This window comes from Acidithiobacillus sp. (assembly GCF_049965315.1).
GTDB lineage: Bacteria > Pseudomonadota > Gammaproteobacteria > Acidithiobacillales > Acidithiobacillaceae > Acidithiobacillus_B.
Window position 1 is genome coordinate 1 of record NZ_JBMFWL010000070.1, and the last position, 725, is coordinate 725.

Sequence of the window (725 nt, forward strand, 5' to 3'; positions counted from 1 at the left end):
CCCAACCTGATATCTGAATTTCCCTATTTCCCTAAGTTTTCGTTTGCCCGATGAACGCCATTACAAGTTCTGCCTCATTTCTAGCCCTTGCCCAAGTGTCAGCAAGCATTTCAGAAATGGGGCGACTCAAGCTGGGCGAGTTCTTGAACAACGGGTTAGGTTATAACGTTGGTTGTCCATGGTCGTCAACCGTTCGCCTTCCGCGTGCTTTGACTGTCGTTGTCATAATTCATGGCACGGTGGGCCTGGTTTACAGCTACTGAGATGCGGGGCTACAGAAAAAAGCTCCCGGAAGATCAGGGAGCTACAAGCGGGGCGAGTAGAACGCTTTTAAAAAGGAATGGTTGAGGTGGGGCCTCAGTGTTTGAGACGGCAGGATCGGAAGTGTTTTCCGAGGAGCATGAGGAACTGGATGGTTTGCTGGGTTTCCGGTTGTTTTATCAGTTCCCAGAGTCCGGTGATGCCGCCTTTGGGGGGAGGGGCATGGGCCGCTTCTTCCGTGGCCCCGGCCAGACAGCGGAGGAAGTCGGTCAGGATATGCTCCTGATCCACCTTTTCCGCCACCGCCACCATCCGCTCCATGACGCCGGTGCGGGTGGCCCGGTCGAGCAGGCACATGGCGTTGCTGGCCATGCCCGCCAACCGCGTCACGATTTCATCACTCATGGAATCCTGCGCGGCACCGACCAGACGCGCCAGATGCACGATACGCTCCAGATCCCCAT

1 pseudogene is annotated in these 725 nt (G+C 56.1%); it reads right to left on the reverse strand.

Annotated elements, in window-relative coordinates:
* Positions 1-357: 357 nt before the first annotated feature.
* Positions 358-725 (reverse strand): annotated as a pseudogene (locus ACP5MM_RS09825) (hypothetical protein); the annotation flags it as partial.